Source organism: Kitasatospora sp. NPDC096204, assembly GCF_044763205.1.
Lineage (GTDB): Bacteria > Actinomycetota > Actinomycetes > Streptomycetales > Streptomycetaceae > Kitasatospora.
In genome coordinates this window covers 13,882-29,039 of sequence record NZ_JBIWFT010000065.1, presented here as the reverse complement: position 1 = coordinate 29,039, position 15,158 = coordinate 13,882, and the positions used below count along the sequence as shown (strand labels likewise).

The window sequence follows — 15,158 nt, the reverse complement described above, 5'->3', positions numbered from 1 at the left end:
TTCGCGGCGTTCACGTCAGCATGGTCCCCGTGCCCGCAGGCCGTGCACTCGAAGACCGCTTGGCTCTTGCGGTTCTTCGGATCCACATGCCCGCATGCATGGCAGGTCTGCGATGTGTACGCGGGATTCACCAGCACCACGCGGGTGCCGGTGGTACGCGCAGCGTTGCGCAGCGCGAGTTCGAGCTGGTGCCAGCCCTTGTCGAGGATGGCCCGGTTGAGCCCGGCCTTGGCGCGGACGCCCCGGCCGGGTTGCTCGGTAGTACCGGCCGCCGAGGCGGTCATGTTTCTCGTGCGGAGGTCTTCCAGCGCCACCAGTGCGTTCGCGGTGGTCAGTGCGTGGGCGGTCTGTGCGCAGAAGTCCGCACGTCGGTGGCGGACCCGACTGGTGATCGCGTTGATCTTCGCGAGCACGCTCCGGCGGCGGTTGCTGCCGCGCTTGCACCGGGCGAGTTGCTGTTGCAGGCGGCGCAGCCGTTTCGCCTCACCGGCCGTGACGTAAGCACGGTCGTAGAAGGTGCCGTCGCTGGTCGTCGCGGCCGCCTTCACGCCCCGGTCCACACCGATCACCCGATCCGGCAGGGCGTGCCGCTCCGGGGTTCTCCGGCCGTCCTCCACCAAGAACGACACCGTCCAGTGCCGCCCCTGCCGGGCAACGGTCGCCGACCGCACCTCTCCGCTCAGAGGCCGGGACCAGCGGAACCGGACCCAGCCGAGCTTCGGGAGCTTCGCCCGGCCCCATCTGCGGCCGATCCGCTCCACCGTGATCCGGTTGCCGACCGGGAACCGGAACGACGGCGACCAGCGGGCCTTCGACCGCCACCGGACCTTGAACGTCCCGTGCTCACGGCACGCCCGGTCCAGGTCCCGCAGAGTCTGCTGCAACACATGCGACGGAGCGTCGGCCAGCCACGGGAACTCCTGCTTCGCCTCCGCCAGCTCGGCGGCCTGCGGTACGTAGTTCATCCACGCACCCCGCCGTCGGTACTCCCGCCGTTGTTCCAGTGCGGTGTTCCACACCACCCGGCAGATGTCACCGAACATCTCGCACAACCCGGCCTGTGCCGAGTCGAGTTCAAGCCGATATCGACGCCCCGACAACATCGCGAAACACCTCCTTCAGCGGCCACGATCAACCTAGTGCACGTCGCTGACAACACAGCGACTCACACCGCTTCGCGGCTCCGTCCGGGGAAGAGCAGACCCCAGGTAAACCAGGGCCTGCGATCAAGAATTCGGATCACCTCGTACCGCGACGCAGGAGAGGAGCGGCGGCGCTCTGCTTCGGCATGGCCGCCCGCCCCCTCTCCTCGTTGTCGTCGTCGCGGTCGGGCCGCGCGTCGGGGCGCGGCCGCGTGGCGAGTGTGGGAAGGCGGACCGTACGGGGCGACGGGTTTTACGGCTTACGGTTCACGGTGCCCGGAAGCGCAGCACCGCCTCGGACCAGCCGTCGTCGCCCGCCCCGGTGTCCAGGGCGGCGCCGATGGCGCGTTCCTCGTACGCGAAGTGGGAGTCCATGATGGCGGCGAGACCGTCGAGTTCGCGTCCGACGGCCTCCAGGTCGGCGCCGGTGGCGGTGGCGGTGGTGGCGGCCTGGTCGGCGAGGTCGCGTACCCGGGTGAGGATGTGGGTGATGAGGCCGTGGTCCTCGACGAGTTTGCCGATGGTCGGGGCCAGGTCGGGGCGTTCGCGCAGGAGTCGGGCGAACAGGCCGGTGTCCTCGCCCTGGTGGTGGTGGGTCAGGGCGGTGCAGAAGGCCAGGCAGTGGGCCAGGAGCGGGTCGTCGTGGCCGCCGGGGCCGTCCGGGCGGCGGGGGCGGCCGAGGTCGGCGCGCAGGTCGGCGAGGCGGCGGCGCAATTCCTGGTGCGCGCGGGCGAGTTGCAGGCTGAGGGCGGCCGTACGGCCGGTGGGGCGGGAGGCCACGGGGGCGGTCCCTTCGGTTGCGCACCTCCATGCCTGACGCGGTCCGTCACCGGCACGCGATGCTCACGCCATCCGATCACGCGTCCCGGCCGGCGGGCAAGCGCGGTGCCGGTGCCCGGCCGGTCTCCGGGCCGGTCTCCGGGCCGCCGTCACTGCCCGCCGTCGCTGCCCGCCGTCACTGTCCGCCGGCGAGGCCGCGCAGGGTCGCCTCGGCCTTCGGGGTCAGGGTGAGCGGGCCCTTCCCGGTCGTCCACACGGCCCGCACGTCCAGGCTGCGCAGGCGCCAACCGTCGGGGGTGCGCACCGCCTCGCCGGTGAAGGTGCCACCGACGTCGAAGTGGCCGCCGGGCTCCTCGCCGCGCGCCCGCTGGGTCGAGGCGAGGTGGACGTGGGCCATGACGGCGTTCCAGCGCACCGCGGCCCGGTCCCCGTCCAGGTCGATCATGTAGTTGGCGCCCACGTGCTGGGTCCGCTCGAACTTGCCGAGAGTGGCCTGCTCGGACTCGGCCAGCCCGTCGATCCCCTCGTGCTCCCCCACCGGCGAGGTGATCCGCACGTCGGGGGTGAAGTGGCGCCGCGCCCACGCCTCGTCGAACCGCCCGCCGCCGGGCACCGCATCGAGGCTGAGCAGGTAGCCGTCGATGAGGCCGGTGATGTCGGCGCGGTCGGTGAGGACCCGGACCCGCTGCTCGAGGGCGGCGAAGTCCGCGGCGGTGGGCGCGGCGGCGCCGGGTGTGGCGGTGGGTGTGGCGGTGGGCGCGGCGGCGGTGGTCATGGCGGGGCTCCCCGGGATCGCGGTGCGGGTCGCGGCCGGTTCGGCCGCGCACCACGGAGACTAGGAGTTCAAGTCGACTTGAGATCAAGGCCTCGGGACCCGCACCCGTCCCGCCCGTCGGCGGGATCGGACCCGGCGGCGGGATCGGACCCGGCGGCGGGTGCGGGATCCGCGGCGGGCGCGGGATCGGCGGCGCGGGCGCGCGGGCGGCCGAGCAGTATTCCGGCGGCCACCAGGGCCAGTCCCGCGCCCTGGCGCGCCCCGAAGGGATCGCCCTCCAGCGCGGCGCCCAGCAGGACGCCGGTGAGCGGGTTGAGCAGTCCGAGCAGGCCGACGGTGCCGGCCGGCAGGTGGCGCAGTCCGGCGAACCAGCAGGTGAAGGCGAGCGCGGTGGCGACGACGGTGCTGTAGCCGAAGGCGAGCAGGGTGGGCGCGTCCGCGGGCGGGGGCGCGCCCTCGACGGCGGCGGCGAGCGGCAGCAGCACCAGGGCGCCCGCGGTCAGCTGCCAGGCGGTGGCGGCGAGCGGGTCGGCGCCCTCGCGCCAGCGGGCGGCCAGCACGTAGCCGACGGAGGAGACCAGCATCGCCGCCACCGAGGCCGCCAGCCCGGCCCAGCCGATCCCCTCCCTGGGCCCGGCCAGTGCCAGCGCGACCCCGGCCAGGCCCACCACCGACCCCGCCAGGTGCGCCCGGCGCGGGCGCTGGCCGGCCAGTGCCCAGGCGGTGAGCAGCATGGCCAGCGGGGAGGCGGCCATGACGGTGGCGGCGGCGCTGGTGGGCAGCAGTTGGGAGGCGAGGTAGAGCAGGACGAAGAAGGCGGCGGTGTTGAGCAGGCCGAGCAGGGCGCTGCGCCACCACCAGGCGCCGTGTGGGCGGCGGCGGGCGAGGGCGAGCAGCAGCAGGCCGGCGGGCAGGGCGCGCAGGGCGGCGCCCCACAGTGGGCGGTCGGCGGGCAGGTGGGCGTGGGTGACCCAGTAGTTGGCGCCCCAGGCGACGGGGGCGAGGGCGGTGAGCAGCACCCACCGCCGTTCGTTGGCTTCCATGGAAGGCAATATAGCTTCCCGGGAAGCGATTGCGGGTAGGGTGGTGTCCATGGAGCCCGACCAGCACGAGGACCCCCACGCGGACCAGCACGAGGACCCTCACGGGGACCGGCCTGCGGACCCCCGCGAGGCCCTGTACGAGGAGCCGTCCGCGGACCACGTCGCCCAGATCCAGGCCGCGTGGCGGCGTGAGCGCCCCGACCTGGACGTCTCGCCGCTGGCCGTCATCGGGCGTCTGCACCGCCTCGCCGCCCGGCTGACGGCCGAGCTGACGCTCGTGTACCAGCGCTACGGGCTGGGCGAGGGCGAGTTCGACGTGCTCGCCGCGCTGCGCCGCGCCGGCGCCCCGTACGAGCGGGCCCCGGGCGAGCTGGCCGCGCACACGATGGTGACCACCGGGGCGATGACCAAGCGGGTCGACCGTCTGGAGCGTGCCGGGCTGGTCACCCGCCGTCCCGCCGTGGACGACCGGCGCGGGCGTGTGGTGGCCCTGACCGACGCCGGGCGGCGGCTGTTCGACGAGGCGTTCACCGCCCACATCCGCAACGAGCACCGGCTGCTGGCCCACCTGAGCCCGCGGGAGGCCGCCGCCCTGCGGGGTCTGCTCGCCGCCTGGCAGCACCGCCTGGACGGGGCCGGCGGCGGCACCGGGGACGGTGGCGGTGGCGGTGGCGGGGACGGTGGCGGTGGCGTCGGCGGCACCCACGGCGGGGACGGCGGGCCGTGAGAAGCTGACGCATGACCAGCGCACCGCCACCGCCCCCGCCACCGCCGCCGGGCGCCCCGTCGCCCTCCCCCGCTCCCCCGCCCGGCTGGGAGAACCCGGAGGTGCGGGCCGACCGGCGCCTGGTGGAGATGCTCCAGGAGCTGCGGGTGCTCCAGACCGGTGTGCAGATCGTCTTCGCGTTCCTGCTCGGTGTCGCCTTCACTCCGCGTTTCACCCAGCTCACCGACGCCCAGCAGGACATCTACGTCGCCACCCTGCTGCTGTCGGTCGTCGCCGCGGCCGTGCTGGCCACCCCGGTCGCGTTGCACCGCGGCCTGTACCACCACCCCGGCAAGCAACGGATCGTCACCGTCTCGGTCCGCATCGCCCAGGTGGGCCTGCTGCTGCTCGCCTGCGCGCTGACCGGCGCGGTGCTGCTGGTCCTGGACGTCGTCCTCGGCACGGCGCCGGCGGTGCCGATCACCTGCGCGATCGCGCTGATCTTCGCCGTGCTGTGGTTCCTCCTGCCGTGGGCGGTGCGCCGCTCCGCCGCCCGCGACCGTTCCTGACCCGCCCCGCTGCGCCGTCTGCCCCGCCCCTCGGGACCGGGCCGTGACCCGGACCGTCTACCGTGCCGGTATGCATACCGACGAAAGCCCGTGGGACGTCCTGCTGATCGGCGGCGCGTCCGGCCTCGGCAAGAGCCGCGCCGCCGCCCTGCTGTCCGCCCGGCACGGCGCGTTCGTGGTGGAGTTCGACGACGTGGTGGCCGCCCTGCAGGCCGCCACCACCCCGGCCGGCCACCCCGGCCTGCACCACTTCGCCGCCGTGCCCGACCCCGACGCGCTGCCCGCCGACCGCGTCCTGGAGCTGCAGATCGCCACCGCCCGCGCCCTGGACGACGCGCTGCTCGGTGTCGTGCGCAACCGGCTCACCGTCGACGTGCCGGCGATCGTGGAGGGCGACTACCTCACCCCGGCCGCCGCCGCCCGCGCCGCCGCCGAGGCCGCCGGGCAGGGCCGGCGCGTGCGCGCGGTGTTCCTGCACGAGGACGACCCGCGGCGCATCGGTGCCAACTACGCCGACCGCGAGCCGGATTGCGGCCACCAGCCCGAACGCGCCGCCGTCAGCGCCCGCTACAGCACCTGGCTCGCCGGCCAGGCCCGCGCCCACGCCCTGCCCGTGGTCGACTGCCGCCCGTACGCCACCCTGCCCGAACGCCTGGCCGCCGCCCTGGCCTGACGGCCGGCCGGGCCGGGCCGGACCGGCGAGCCGCCCCCGGGAGTTCGTGTCCGGCGCCCGATGTGGCGGCCGCCGTACGGGAGTCGGTGCCCGGCGGGGCCGCGGGGCGGTCGATGCCGCGCCGCTCGGCGTCCGCGCCCTGGGCACGGTGCCCGGGCGCACCGCCGCCCGGAGGCCGGAGGCCCAGGGCCCGCGCGGGCGGCGGGCGGCGGGCAGCGGGCAGCGGGCGGCGGGCGGCGGATCCGGACGGCCGAGAGGGCCGCGCCGCGTCGGGCGGCCCGGACCCCGGGCGCGCAGTGGGACGTCGGACCCGTCGGCTTCCTACTGCGGGGTGCCCTCGGCCGCCGTGGCGGGTTTGGTGTGGAGGACCTCGCGGGCCTGTTCGGCGGCGCGCACGATGCTCTCGCTGATGAAGGTGAGGAAGCGGGCGATGTTCTCCAGGCGGACGGCGGCGGGGGTGTCGGGGCCGAGGACGGCGACGCCCTGGCGGGCGGTGTCGATGATCCTGTCGTTGGCGCGGGCGCTGGCGATGACCGCCTGGTAGTAGAGCTCGTCGTCGACGATGTAGCGGTCGCGGCGGCGTTCGTCGCGTTCGCGGCGCACCAGGCTCTGGCTCTCCAGGAAGGCGATGGCCTTGGAGATGGAGGCCGGGCTGACCTGCAGGCGCCGGGCGAGTTCGGCGGCGGTGAGGCTGCCCGCGTCGGTGGTGGACAGGCAGGTGACCACCCGGGCCGCCATCCGGTTCAGGCCCGAGGCCATGAGGACGGTGGTCAGCTGCTCCTCGTAGGCGGCGACGGCCTCGTCGTCGCGCCCGTGGGGATGGGGGGCGGGGTGCGGGCCGCCCGGGGCGGCGGGGCGGCGGCGCCGGGCGCGGTGCCCGGTGGCGCGCTGGGCCAGGTCGGCGCGGTAGGCGAGGGGGCCGCCGTTGCGCGTCACCTCGCGGGTGACGGTCGAGGTGGGGCGTTCCAGGCGCCGGGCGATCTCGGCGTAGGGGAGGCTGTCGGCCAGCCCGAGCGCGATCTGCTGGCGTTCCTGCACGGTGAGCCTGCCTCCCGGCATCGCGTCCTCCTCGGTGGTGGGCGGGTGGTTCCCGCGCCGTCGCGCCCACCATAGCGTTCACCCTCCGCCCATTGCAATGATCACCGTCACTGTCGTTGCATTACCAGGCATGCCCGTTGCAACAGTTTTCCGCTACCCACCTGTGGTGATGGTGTTTTGATGCAACGAACTAGTTGCCGAGATCTTGAAAGCAACGTAGCGTTTCCAATGTCGGAAACACCGATGGACCGCGGCACAGCAGGAGAGCACCGTGCAGAAGTTCGACACCCCCGCCCCCGTCAGCGTCGTCCTGGACGTCCCCGGCGGCCGCGTGCGGCTCCTCGCCGCCGAGCGCGGCGACACCACCGTCGAGGTCCGGCCCGCCGAGGCCGACAGCGGCCGCGACGTCCGGGCCGCCGAGCGGACCACCGTCGACCTGGCCGACGGCGTCCTGCGGATCGTCACCGCCGCGGCCGACCACCAGCTCCTGGGCCCCACCGGCTCGCTGGAGGTCACCGTCCACCTGCCGGTCGGCTCCGCCGTCCGGGGCAAGGCCGCCGCCGCCGAACTGCACACCGTCGGCCGCCTCGGCGACATCGCCTTCGACGGCGCGTACCGCGGCACCACGATCGACGAGGCCGCGAGCCTGGAACTGAGCGCCGTCGACGGCGACGTCGAGGTCGCCCGCCTCACCGGCCCCGCCCGGATCACCACCACCCGCGGCGACATCCGGGTCACCGAGGCCCGACACGGCACCGTCGAGCTGAGCACCCGGTCCGGGAGCATCACCGTCGGCGCCGCCGCCGGCGTCAGCGCCGCCCTGGACGCCGGCACCGGCCACGGCCGCATCGACAACGCCCTGCGCAACGACGGCACCCCCGCGCTCGCCGTCCGCGCCACCACCGCCCACGGCGACATCACCGCCCGCAGCCTCTGACACCCGCCCGGACCCGACACCACCCAGGGGGAAACGCCATGACCGCCGACGCCGCACCCACCACCACCGCGAAGGCCTGGACCGGCATGGTCCCGGTCGACGACACCGCCCTGGCCGTCACCGACACCGGCGGCCCCGGCCTGCCCGTGGTCTACCTCAACGGCCAGTTCGCCACCCAGGGCTACTGGCGCCGCGTCATCGGCGACCTCGGCCCGCACCTGCGGCACATCACCTACGACGAGCGGGCCCGCGGCCGCAGGTCCCGGCGCTCCGCGGACTACTCCTTCGAGGCCGCCGTACGGGACGTCGACGCCGTCCTCGCCGCCCGCGGCGTGCGGCGCGCCCTGGCGGTCGGCTGGTCCTACGGCGCGTTCGTCGCAGCGCACTGGGCCCACCGCAACCCGCAGCGCGCCGTCGGCGCCGTCCTGGTCGAGGGCGCCGAACCGTACGACTGGCTCACCGAGGACCTGGAACGGCGCATCCGCCGCCAGTTCCGCCTGTGGTACCCGCTCATGGTGCTGCTGCGCCCCACCGGCCTGACCCCGCGGATGACGCCCCGGCAGATGGCGCAGTGCAACATCGAGCTGGGCAGGATCGGCGGCGCCGACGCGCTGGGCACGGTCCTGGACGCCGTCACCGTGCCGACCCGGTACGTGCTCGCCTCCGGGGCCTCGCTGGGCAGCAAGGGCGACGAGCAGGAACTGATCCGCGCGGCCGTGCCGGCGGTGACCGAGCGCAACCCGCACATCAGGCTCAGCGCGAAGGTCCCCTCCACCCACGACACGATCCTGAAGAAGGACTTCCGCGCCGTCGCCGACGCCGTCCGCGAGGTCGCCGCCCTCGACCGCCCCGCCCCCCGACCCGGCCCCGGCCCCGGCCCCGACTCCGGCTCCGGCTCCGGCTCCGGCGGCCGCTGACGCCCCGAAGGCCGCGGGCCGGCGGCCGGGCACCCGTGCCGACGCGCGCGGCGCCGGGCAGTGCGTTCGACTGCCCGGCGCCGCGCGCGGCCTCTCGCCCCCGGCCCGGCGCCCCGGCCCGGTGCCCCGTCCCGTCACAGGTCCCAAAAGGTGCCGAAGGCGCTCGCCACGCTGCTCCGGACGGCGTGGCCGACGGCGCCGGAGGCCGTCGTGCCGAAGACCTCCGGCCGGCCGTCCTCGCCGGCGCCGACCACCGGGTCCGTCACCGGCGCGCCGCCGGGCCGGCTCCGGTGCCGTGCGGCCGGTCGGCGCGCCGCGGGCGGGTTCACTAGCGTCCGCGGTGGATGCAGAAGATCTGGTCCTCCCTGGTCTCGGGGTCGCGGTGCGCGATCATGCGGGGGCCTTCCGCGCTGACCAGGTCGAGCTTCTTGTAGCCGGACCAGGTGGTGCCGTTGTAGGTGACGTGGTACAGGCTTGCGTCCTGGGTGATCGCACGGTAGACGCAGTGGAGCCTGTCCCTGTACACGACCAGGCCCGGACCGTCCTCGGACTTGTTGTCCCCGATTTTGGTGCCACTGTCCCAGTTCGTGCCGTCGAACGTGGCGTGACACAGGGGCCCGTACTTCTGGTCGGAGCGGTAGACGCAGTGGAGCAGGCCGGCGTAGGCCGCGAGGGCCGGTTCGCGGTGGCACTTGTGGTGCCCGCCATCCGGGCGCCGCATCTTCACCGCATCGCTCCACCTCTCGCCGTCGAAACGGGTCCAGTACATCTCGGGCGCGCCGCCGGAGGCCTGGTAGACGCAGTACAGCTTGCCGTCGAACACCGCGAGGCCGGGGCCGGTGCTGGTCTTCTGGCCAGGGATCTTCGTGGGGCTGCTCCAGCCGTGGCCGTCGAAGAACGTGTAGTACAACTCCTGGCTGCCGTCGTGGGCCATGTAGACGCAGTACAAGCGGTCGCCGTACACGGCGAGGGCCGGCGCGGCCTTGGAGAACTGCCTCGGGATCCCCTCCGCGTCGCTCCAGCCGGTGCCGTCCGGCGTGTTCACGGTGAACCACAGGGCTTGGTCCGTGTGGCCCCGGTACACGCAGAACACCTTGTCCTGGAACAGGGCGAGGGCCGGGTTCTCGACGGACTTGTGGTCGGGCATCTGCTCCCGTTCACTCCAGCCCGGGGCATCCACGCCTTCCCTGTACGTGGCCCAGTACAGGTTGGTGTCGGGGTTGCGCTTGGCCACGGGGATGAGCATGAGGGGGAAGATCCACGGGGAGACGAGCTTGCAGCCGTTGCCGTTCGACACACGCTTGATCCACCCGGCCTTCAGCTTCATGAACTCGCCGACGAGCTCGCCGACCCCCGCGGGCATCCCCGGCACCAGGCCGACCAGCTCGGCGGCCACCTTGTGGAACGAGGCCGCGGTGTCGGCCGCGGAGGCGCTGAGGTGGACCTCGTACTTCCACCACTCGGCCTCCACCCACACGTCCTCGGAGCGCACCCCCGCCGCCCGGGCCTGCGCCTCCGTCAGCCGGTACACCGCCTCGGGGAAGGGCGCACCGAGGGCCTGCGCCCCTGGAGCCCGTACGACCCTCGGGTCCTCGTCGACCGCCGTCAGAAGTCCTTCCGTTCACCACCAGTGGGCACTTTCTGTAGTGATTCGAGCACGAAACGTATCCGCGTGCTCGATGCGAGCGGACGGACGGAACGCGGGCGGGACGCGGGCGGGGCGCGGGCGGGGCGTGGGCGGGGCGCGGGCGGGGCACGGGCGGGGCGCGGGCGGGGCACGGGCGGGGCGCGGGCGGGGCGCGGGCGGGGCACGGGCGGGGCGCGGGCGGGGCGTGGAAATGCCGGTGCGCGGCGCGGGCCCGGTGGGCACACTGATCCGATGATCATCGACCACTGGCCCCTGCGGGGGCTGCGCGTGACCTCGCCCCGCCTGGAGCTGCGCCTGCCCACCGAGGACGAACTGGCCGAGGTGGCGGACGTCGCCGCCCGCGGTGTCCACCTGCCCCGGGACCGTCCCTTCCTGACGCCCTGGGGCGAGCTTCCGGCGGCCGAACGCGCCCGGCACGTGCTGCAGTTGCACTGGGCGCGGCTGGGCAGCTGGAGCGCGCGGCACTGGGTGCTGAACCTGGTCGCCTTCCACGAGGGGCGCCCGGTGGGCATCCAGGACATGCGGGGCAAGGAGTTCGGGGTGCGGCGTGAGATCGTCTCCGGTTCCTGGATCGGCCTGGAGCACCAGGGCAGGGGTCTGGGCACCGAGATGCGCGCCGCGATGCTCCACCTGGCGTTCGCGGAGCTGGGCGCGCAGTCGGCGACCTCGCTGTCCTTCGCCGACAACCACTCCTCCCTGGCCGTCTCCCGCAAGCTCGGCTACCGCGACGACGGCATCGACCGCGATGTGCTGGACGGCCGGGTGGTGGTCTCGCGGCGCCTGCGTCTGACCCCCGAGGCGTGGGCCGAGCACGCCCGTACCCCGGTCACCGTCACCGGCCTGAGCGACGGTTGCCGCGCCCTGTTCGGCCTGCCCGGCTGACGTCCCGCGGGACCGGCCGACTCGCCCGGTCACCCCCCGGCGCGCGGCCACGGGCCCGCACGGGGCCCGGCACCGCCGGCCGCGCCGCGCCGGAAGTCGGCCGTGCCGGCTTCCGGTGCGGCTCGGTGCGGGAAGCGTGCGGGGGGGTGTCTCAGGTGGGGAGGGCGGTGGGCAGGTCGGTGAGGGTGTGCAGGACGGGGATGTCGTGCCCGGTGGGGGTGGGGTGGGTGGCGGTGCGGTCGAGCCAGAAGGGGTGGAGGCCGGCGTCCAGGGCGGCGAGGGCGTCGAGGGTGTAGTTGTCGCCGACGTGGGCGACCTGGTGCGGGGGCAGGCCGAGGCGGGCGCAGGCGGTGAGGAAGATGCCGGGGGCGGGTTTGGCTTCGCCGTGTTCGTCGGAGCAGACGATGGCGGTGTCGTCGAAGTGGTGCAGCAGGCCGGTGGCGTGGAGTTTGCGGCGCTGCTGGGCGGTGGAGGAGTTGGAGACGATGCCGAGGCGGTGGGTGGGGGCGAGGGCGGCGAGGACGGGTGCGGCGTCGGGGAAGGCCGCCTGGGCGGCGTCGCGGTGGGCGGTGTAGCCGGCGAACCAGGCGGCGGCCGTCTCGTCGGGCATGGCGGCGGTGTCCTCGCCGAGGCGGGCGAGGAAGTGGCGGGTGCGTTCGTGCTGCTGTGCGGTGAAGGTCAGTTCGCCGGACAGGAAGCGCGCGTACTGCTCCCGGGTGACCTCGCGCCACAGCGCCACGGCGGCCTGGGGGCCGGGCAGGCGGCGCAGCAGGTCGAGGTGGTGCAGGTGGGCGAGGATGCCGGCCTGTTCGGAGCCGGAGTAGTCGAACAGGGTGTCGTCGACGTCGAAGAGCACGCCTCGGATCGGCATGTGGGGGTCCTTGTGTCGGTGCCTGGTCAGGCGTCGAAGCGGATCTCGGGCCAGTGCGGTGTGGGGCCGTCCAGCAGCGGGGTGGGGACGGCGCGCAGGTGGAGGTCGAAGTAGGCGGTGAGGTAGGCGCGTTGGGCGGCGACGGCGCGGCGGGGGTCGCCGGTGCCGAGGAAGTGTTCCCGTTGGTCGGGGGGCCAGGCGAAGGCGGGCTGGCCCTGGGGGACGAGCAGTTGGAGGTCGCAGTAGGACAGGTGTCCGGAGTGGGTGAGGGTCAGGCGTCGGCGCCAGCCGGTCAGGTGGGGCCACAGGGTGTTCCACATGGCGTCGCGGGCGGGGCTGTCCCAGGCGGAGGCCATCAGCAGCAGGGGGCGGTTCTGGTCGGCGGTGGCGGCGGGGCCGAACAGGGGGCCGTCGAGGATGGCGCCGGCGCGGATGCGCGGGTCGTCGTGGAGGGCCTGGGCGGTGGTGGCGCCGCCCATGGAGTGGCCGAACATGCCGACGGTGTCGAGGTCGAGGGCGGCGTCCAGGCCGGCGGGCAGCGGGCCGCCGTGGAGGTGGTCGAGGAGGAAGCGGACGTCGGCGGCGCGGTAGGCGACGATCTCGGTGTCGGTCATCGCCTGGACGCGGGCCTTGTCGCGTACTTCCAGGCGCCGGCCGGGGAATTCGACCTCGCCGGCGTCGTAGGTGTGGTCGACGGCGGCGACGACGTGGCCGTGGGAGGCGAGTTCCTCGGCGAGGGCGGTGTTGAAGGCGCTGTCGGCGCCGGAGCCGTGGGAGTTGAGGACGACGGGGTGGCGGCGGGTGCGGTCGGCGGGGGCGCCGGGGCGGGCGTGGGTGGTGGGCCAGGTGAGGCGGGCGTCGGGGACGCCGAAGTAGGCGGCCTGGAGGTGGGCGGTCTCGGCGGGGCTCATCCACGGCGCGTACGGGCCCCGGGCGCGGTTCGCGGCGGGGTACCAGAGGCGGGCGCGCAGTTCGCGCGGGCGCGGGGTGGGGGCCCAGGCGTCGGTGCGGGCGGTGTCGGTCAGGTGGAGCAGGGCGGTGCCGACGGGGCGGGGGCCGGTGGGTGCGGGCAGTCTCAGGCGGGTCTCCCCCGCCGTGGCGGCGGGAGTGTCGGCGGGCGCGGTGTCGGCGCGTGCGGGCCCGGCGCCGGCGGCGGCACCGGCGGCGCCGGCGGCGCCCAGGGCGAGTGCCCCGAGGACGCGGCGGCGGGAGGGCGGGCGGCCGGGCCGTGGTGTGGTCATGGGTGTGGCTCCTTCGGCGGGCGGGGCGGTGGGGTGCGCGTCCACCGTGCCGGGTGGGCCGGCCCGGGCGCGTCCGCCCGCGGCAGGAGCCGCCCGGGGCCGGTTGCGTCCGCGGGCCTACGCCTGCGGCGCCATCCCCGCGGCCTCTCCCCCTAGGGGTTCAACCAGCGGCTACGGCACGGGAGTTGCCACGGGAGTCGGCGCCGAGGCCAGCAGTGCGTCGAGCAGTCCGGGGAAGCGGGTGTCGAGGTCGGCGCGGCGCAGGCTGACGAAGCGGTTGCGTCCGGCGACGCGGGTGGTGGTGACGCCGGCCTCGCGCAGCACCCGCATGTGGTGGGAGACGGTCGACTTGTGGAGGTGTTCCAGGCCCAGGCCGCGCGGGTCGCAGGAGTGCTCGCCGCCGTCGGCGTAGCTGAGCAGCAGGGTCATGCGCACGGGGTCGCCGAGGGCGTGCAGGACCGTGACGAGGTCGATGTCGGCGGTGGCGGGCTGGGGAAGCCGCTCGTCGTCGCTCATGGCGCACGCTCCTCGGGGGCCGCAGGGGGAACAGGACGGTTTGACAATCATCCACCAATGCCCGAGTGTTTGGCGAGCGTCAAACTGTTGCATGGCTATCAAACAATCCTTTCGCTCGCGCCCCGGGGGGCTCTCCCGTGCCCGTACGTCTGCTCCTGCTCGCCCTCGGCACCTTCGCCATGGGCACCGACTCGATGGTCGTCGCCGGCATCCTCGGCCCGATCTCCGCCGACCTGGGGGTGTCGGTGCCGGCCGCCGGCCAGCTGGTCACCGTCTTCGCGCTCGGCTACGCGCTGCTGGCCCCGGTGCTGGCCACGCTCACCGCCCGCTGGCCGCGCCGGCGCCTGCTGCTGACCGCGCTCGCGGTGTTCAGCGCGGCCAACGCGCTCAGCGCCCTCGCCCCCTCCTACGGGCTGCTGCTGGCCACCCGTGTCCTGGCCGCGGCCGGCGCCGCCCTCTACACGCCGACCGCCAACGCGGTGGCCACCACCCTGGTCGCCCCCGAGCGGCGCGGCCGGGCGCTGGCGACGGTGCTCGGCGGGATGACGGTGGCCACCGCGCTCGGCGTGCCGCTGGGCACCTGGGTGGGGCGCGCCGACTGGCGGATGACGATGTGGCTGGTCACCGCGCTGGGCCTGGCGGCGCTGGCCGGCCTGGCGCTGCTGCTGCGCGACCTGCCCGCCCCCACCGCCGCGCCCACCCTGCGCGCGCGCCTGGCGCCGCTGGGCCGGCCCCGGGTGCTGGGCGCCGCGGCCACCACGCTGGTGTTCTTCCTCGCCTTCCAGAGCGTCTACATCTACCTGGCCACCGCCGTGTCCGGCGCCACCGGCGGCGACGCCGACCGGCTGAGCGTCGTCCTGCTGACCTGCGGCGTGATGTCGGTGGCGGGCAGCTGGCTGGGCGGGCGCCTGGTGGACCGGATCGGGGTGCGGCGGGTGCTGCTGACCGGCTCGGCGGTGGCCGCGGGCGCGTTCGCCGCGCTGCCGTGGCTGGGGCGCAGCATGCCGGGGGCGCTGGGGTACGCGCTGGTGGTGCCGTTGGCGGGGTGGGCGGTGTCGGTGGCGCTGCCGCACCGGCTGGCGTCGATCGATCCGGCGAACGCGCCGCTGCTGATCTCGCTGAACAGCAGTGCGCTGTACCTGGGGACGGCGGCGGGGGGTGTGGCGGGGTCGGCGGCGATCGCGGTGCTGGGCGGGCGGTGGTTCCCCTTCGCGGCGGCGGGGCTGGCGCTGGTGGCGTGTGCGGTGGCGGCGGCGTCGACCCGGGACGGGCGGGCGGTGCGGGCGGCGGCGCCGGGCCGGGGAGCGGTGCGGGCCTGAGAAGGGGGCGGGTGCCTGAACGGTGCCCTGGACGGGCGGGTGCCCCGGTCCGTCGCACGGACCGGGGCACCCGGCGCGCCGGCACCCTGCCCGGTGGCGCC

General features: G+C 75.1%; 17 protein-coding genes. 7 read left to right on the top strand and 10 right to left on the bottom strand.

The window, feature by feature from the left end; translation table 11 throughout:
• The 4 genes from ACIQ87_RS38910 to ACIQ87_RS38895 all read right to left on the bottom strand — a co-directional run.
• Positions 1 to 1,043 (bottom strand): RNA-guided endonuclease InsQ/TnpB family protein (locus ACIQ87_RS38910; protein ID WP_402416809.1); only part of this gene is annotated, 1,043 nt, incomplete at its 3' end.
• A gap of 366 nt (positions 1,044 to 1,409) precedes the next feature.
• Positions 1,410 to 1,922, bottom strand: a complete 513-nt coding sequence (locus ACIQ87_RS38905) for a hemerythrin domain-containing protein (RefSeq protein WP_402416806.1) — start codon at positions 1,920 to 1,922, stop codon at positions 1,410 to 1,412.
• A gap of 175 nt (positions 1,923 to 2,097) precedes the next feature.
• Positions 2,098 to 2,697, bottom strand: coding sequence for a nuclear transport factor 2 family protein (locus tag ACIQ87_RS38900; RefSeq protein ID WP_402416804.1), 600 nt, complete (start codon positions 2,695 to 2,697; stop codon positions 2,098 to 2,100).
• A gap of 68 nt (positions 2,698 to 2,765) precedes the next feature.
• The gene (locus ACIQ87_RS38895) at positions 2,766 to 3,740 is read right to left on the bottom strand and encodes a DMT family transporter (protein ID WP_402416801.1); all 975 of its coding nucleotides are present in this window, start codon (positions 3,738 to 3,740) and stop codon (positions 2,766 to 2,768) included.
• A 49-nt stretch (positions 3,741 to 3,789) separates the two neighbouring features.
• On the opposite strand from ACIQ87_RS38895, the gene ACIQ87_RS38890 reads away from it, so the two are divergent.
• The 3 genes from ACIQ87_RS38890 (at position 3,790) to ACIQ87_RS38880 (ending at position 5,688) form a co-directional block, all read left to right on the top strand.
• Entirely contained in the window at positions 3,790 to 4,467 is a 678-nt protein-coding gene (locus ACIQ87_RS38890) for a MarR family winged helix-turn-helix transcriptional regulator (RefSeq protein ID WP_402416798.1), read from the top strand.
• An 11-nt stretch (positions 4,468 to 4,478) separates the two neighbouring features.
• Positions 4,479 to 5,015, top strand: coding sequence for a DUF6328 family protein (locus ACIQ87_RS38885; protein ID WP_402416796.1), 537 nt, complete (start codon positions 4,479 to 4,481; stop codon positions 5,013 to 5,015).
• Between the two features lie 70 nt (positions 5,016 to 5,085).
• Complete coding sequence (locus ACIQ87_RS38880; protein ID WP_402416793.1) at positions 5,086 to 5,688, top strand: AAA family ATPase; 603 nt, start codon at positions 5,086 to 5,088, stop codon at positions 5,686 to 5,688.
• A 321-nt stretch (positions 5,689 to 6,009) separates the two neighbouring features.
• On the opposite strand, the gene ACIQ87_RS38875 is transcribed toward ACIQ87_RS38880, so the two are convergent.
• Entirely contained in the window at positions 6,010 to 6,747 is a 738-nt protein-coding gene (locus tag ACIQ87_RS38875; protein WP_402416792.1) for a helix-turn-helix domain-containing protein, read from the bottom strand.
• 250 nt (positions 6,748 to 6,997) lie between these two features.
• On the opposite strand from ACIQ87_RS38875, the gene ACIQ87_RS38870 reads away from it, so the two are divergent.
• Together ACIQ87_RS38870 and ACIQ87_RS38865 are read left to right on the top strand one after the other, a co-directional pair.
• The gene (locus tag ACIQ87_RS38870) at positions 6,998 to 7,663 is read left to right on the top strand and encodes a DUF4097 family beta strand repeat-containing protein (protein ID WP_402416790.1); all 666 of its coding nucleotides are present in this window, start codon (positions 6,998 to 7,000) and stop codon (positions 7,661 to 7,663) included.
• Positions 7,664 to 7,701: 38 nt separating this feature from the next.
• Complete coding sequence (locus tag ACIQ87_RS38865) at positions 7,702 to 8,580, top strand: alpha/beta fold hydrolase (RefSeq protein WP_402416787.1); 879 nt, start codon at positions 7,702 to 7,704, stop codon at positions 8,578 to 8,580.
• Between the two features lie 134 nt (positions 8,581 to 8,714).
• Here ACIQ87_RS38865 and ACIQ87_RS38860 read toward each other — a convergent pair whose 3' ends face one another.
• Together ACIQ87_RS38860 and ACIQ87_RS38855 are read right to left on the bottom strand one after the other, a co-directional pair.
• A complete protein-coding gene (locus ACIQ87_RS38860) occupies positions 8,715 to 8,846 on the bottom strand; it encodes a hypothetical protein (RefSeq protein ID WP_402416784.1) in 132 nt (43 codons plus the stop codon).
• A gap of 62 nt (positions 8,847 to 8,908) precedes the next feature.
• Entirely contained in the window at positions 8,909 to 10,111 is a 1,203-nt protein-coding gene (locus tag ACIQ87_RS38855) for a hypothetical protein (RefSeq protein WP_402416782.1), read from the bottom strand.
• A gap of 348 nt (positions 10,112 to 10,459) precedes the next feature.
• Here ACIQ87_RS38855 and ACIQ87_RS38850 point away from each other — a divergent pair, with 348 nt between their 5' ends.
• Positions 10,460 to 11,110 (top strand): GNAT family N-acetyltransferase, encoded by a 651-nt coding sequence (locus tag ACIQ87_RS38850; RefSeq protein WP_402416779.1) that lies wholly within the window; start codon positions 10,460 to 10,462, stop codon positions 11,108 to 11,110.
• Positions 11,111 to 11,261: 151 nt separating this feature from the next.
• Here the strand turns inward: ACIQ87_RS38850 and ACIQ87_RS38845 are convergent, their stop codons facing one another.
• From ACIQ87_RS38845 to ACIQ87_RS38835, 3 genes are all read right to left on the bottom strand, one after another.
• On the bottom strand, positions 11,262 to 11,981 hold the full coding sequence (locus tag ACIQ87_RS38845; RefSeq protein ID WP_402416776.1) for an HAD family hydrolase: 720 nt from the start codon (positions 11,979 to 11,981) through the stop codon (positions 11,262 to 11,264).
• A gap of 26 nt (positions 11,982 to 12,007) precedes the next feature.
• Positions 12,008 to 13,222 carry an alpha/beta hydrolase family protein gene (locus ACIQ87_RS38840; RefSeq protein WP_402416774.1) on the bottom strand — a complete coding sequence of 405 codons (1,215 nt, stop codon included), beginning with the start codon at positions 13,220 to 13,222 and terminating at the stop codon, positions 12,008 to 12,010.
• 171 nt (positions 13,223 to 13,393) lie between these two features.
• The gene (locus ACIQ87_RS38835) at positions 13,394 to 13,738 is read right to left on the bottom strand and encodes an ArsR/SmtB family transcription factor (protein WP_402416771.1); all 345 of its coding nucleotides are present in this window, start codon (positions 13,736 to 13,738) and stop codon (positions 13,394 to 13,396) included.
• 137 nt (positions 13,739 to 13,875) lie between these two features.
• Here ACIQ87_RS38835 and ACIQ87_RS38830 point away from each other — a divergent pair, with 137 nt between their 5' ends.
• Positions 13,876 to 15,057, top strand: coding sequence for an MFS transporter (locus tag ACIQ87_RS38830; RefSeq protein WP_402416769.1), 1,182 nt, complete (start codon positions 13,876 to 13,878; stop codon positions 15,055 to 15,057).
• Positions 15,058 to 15,158: the final 101 nt, after the last annotated feature.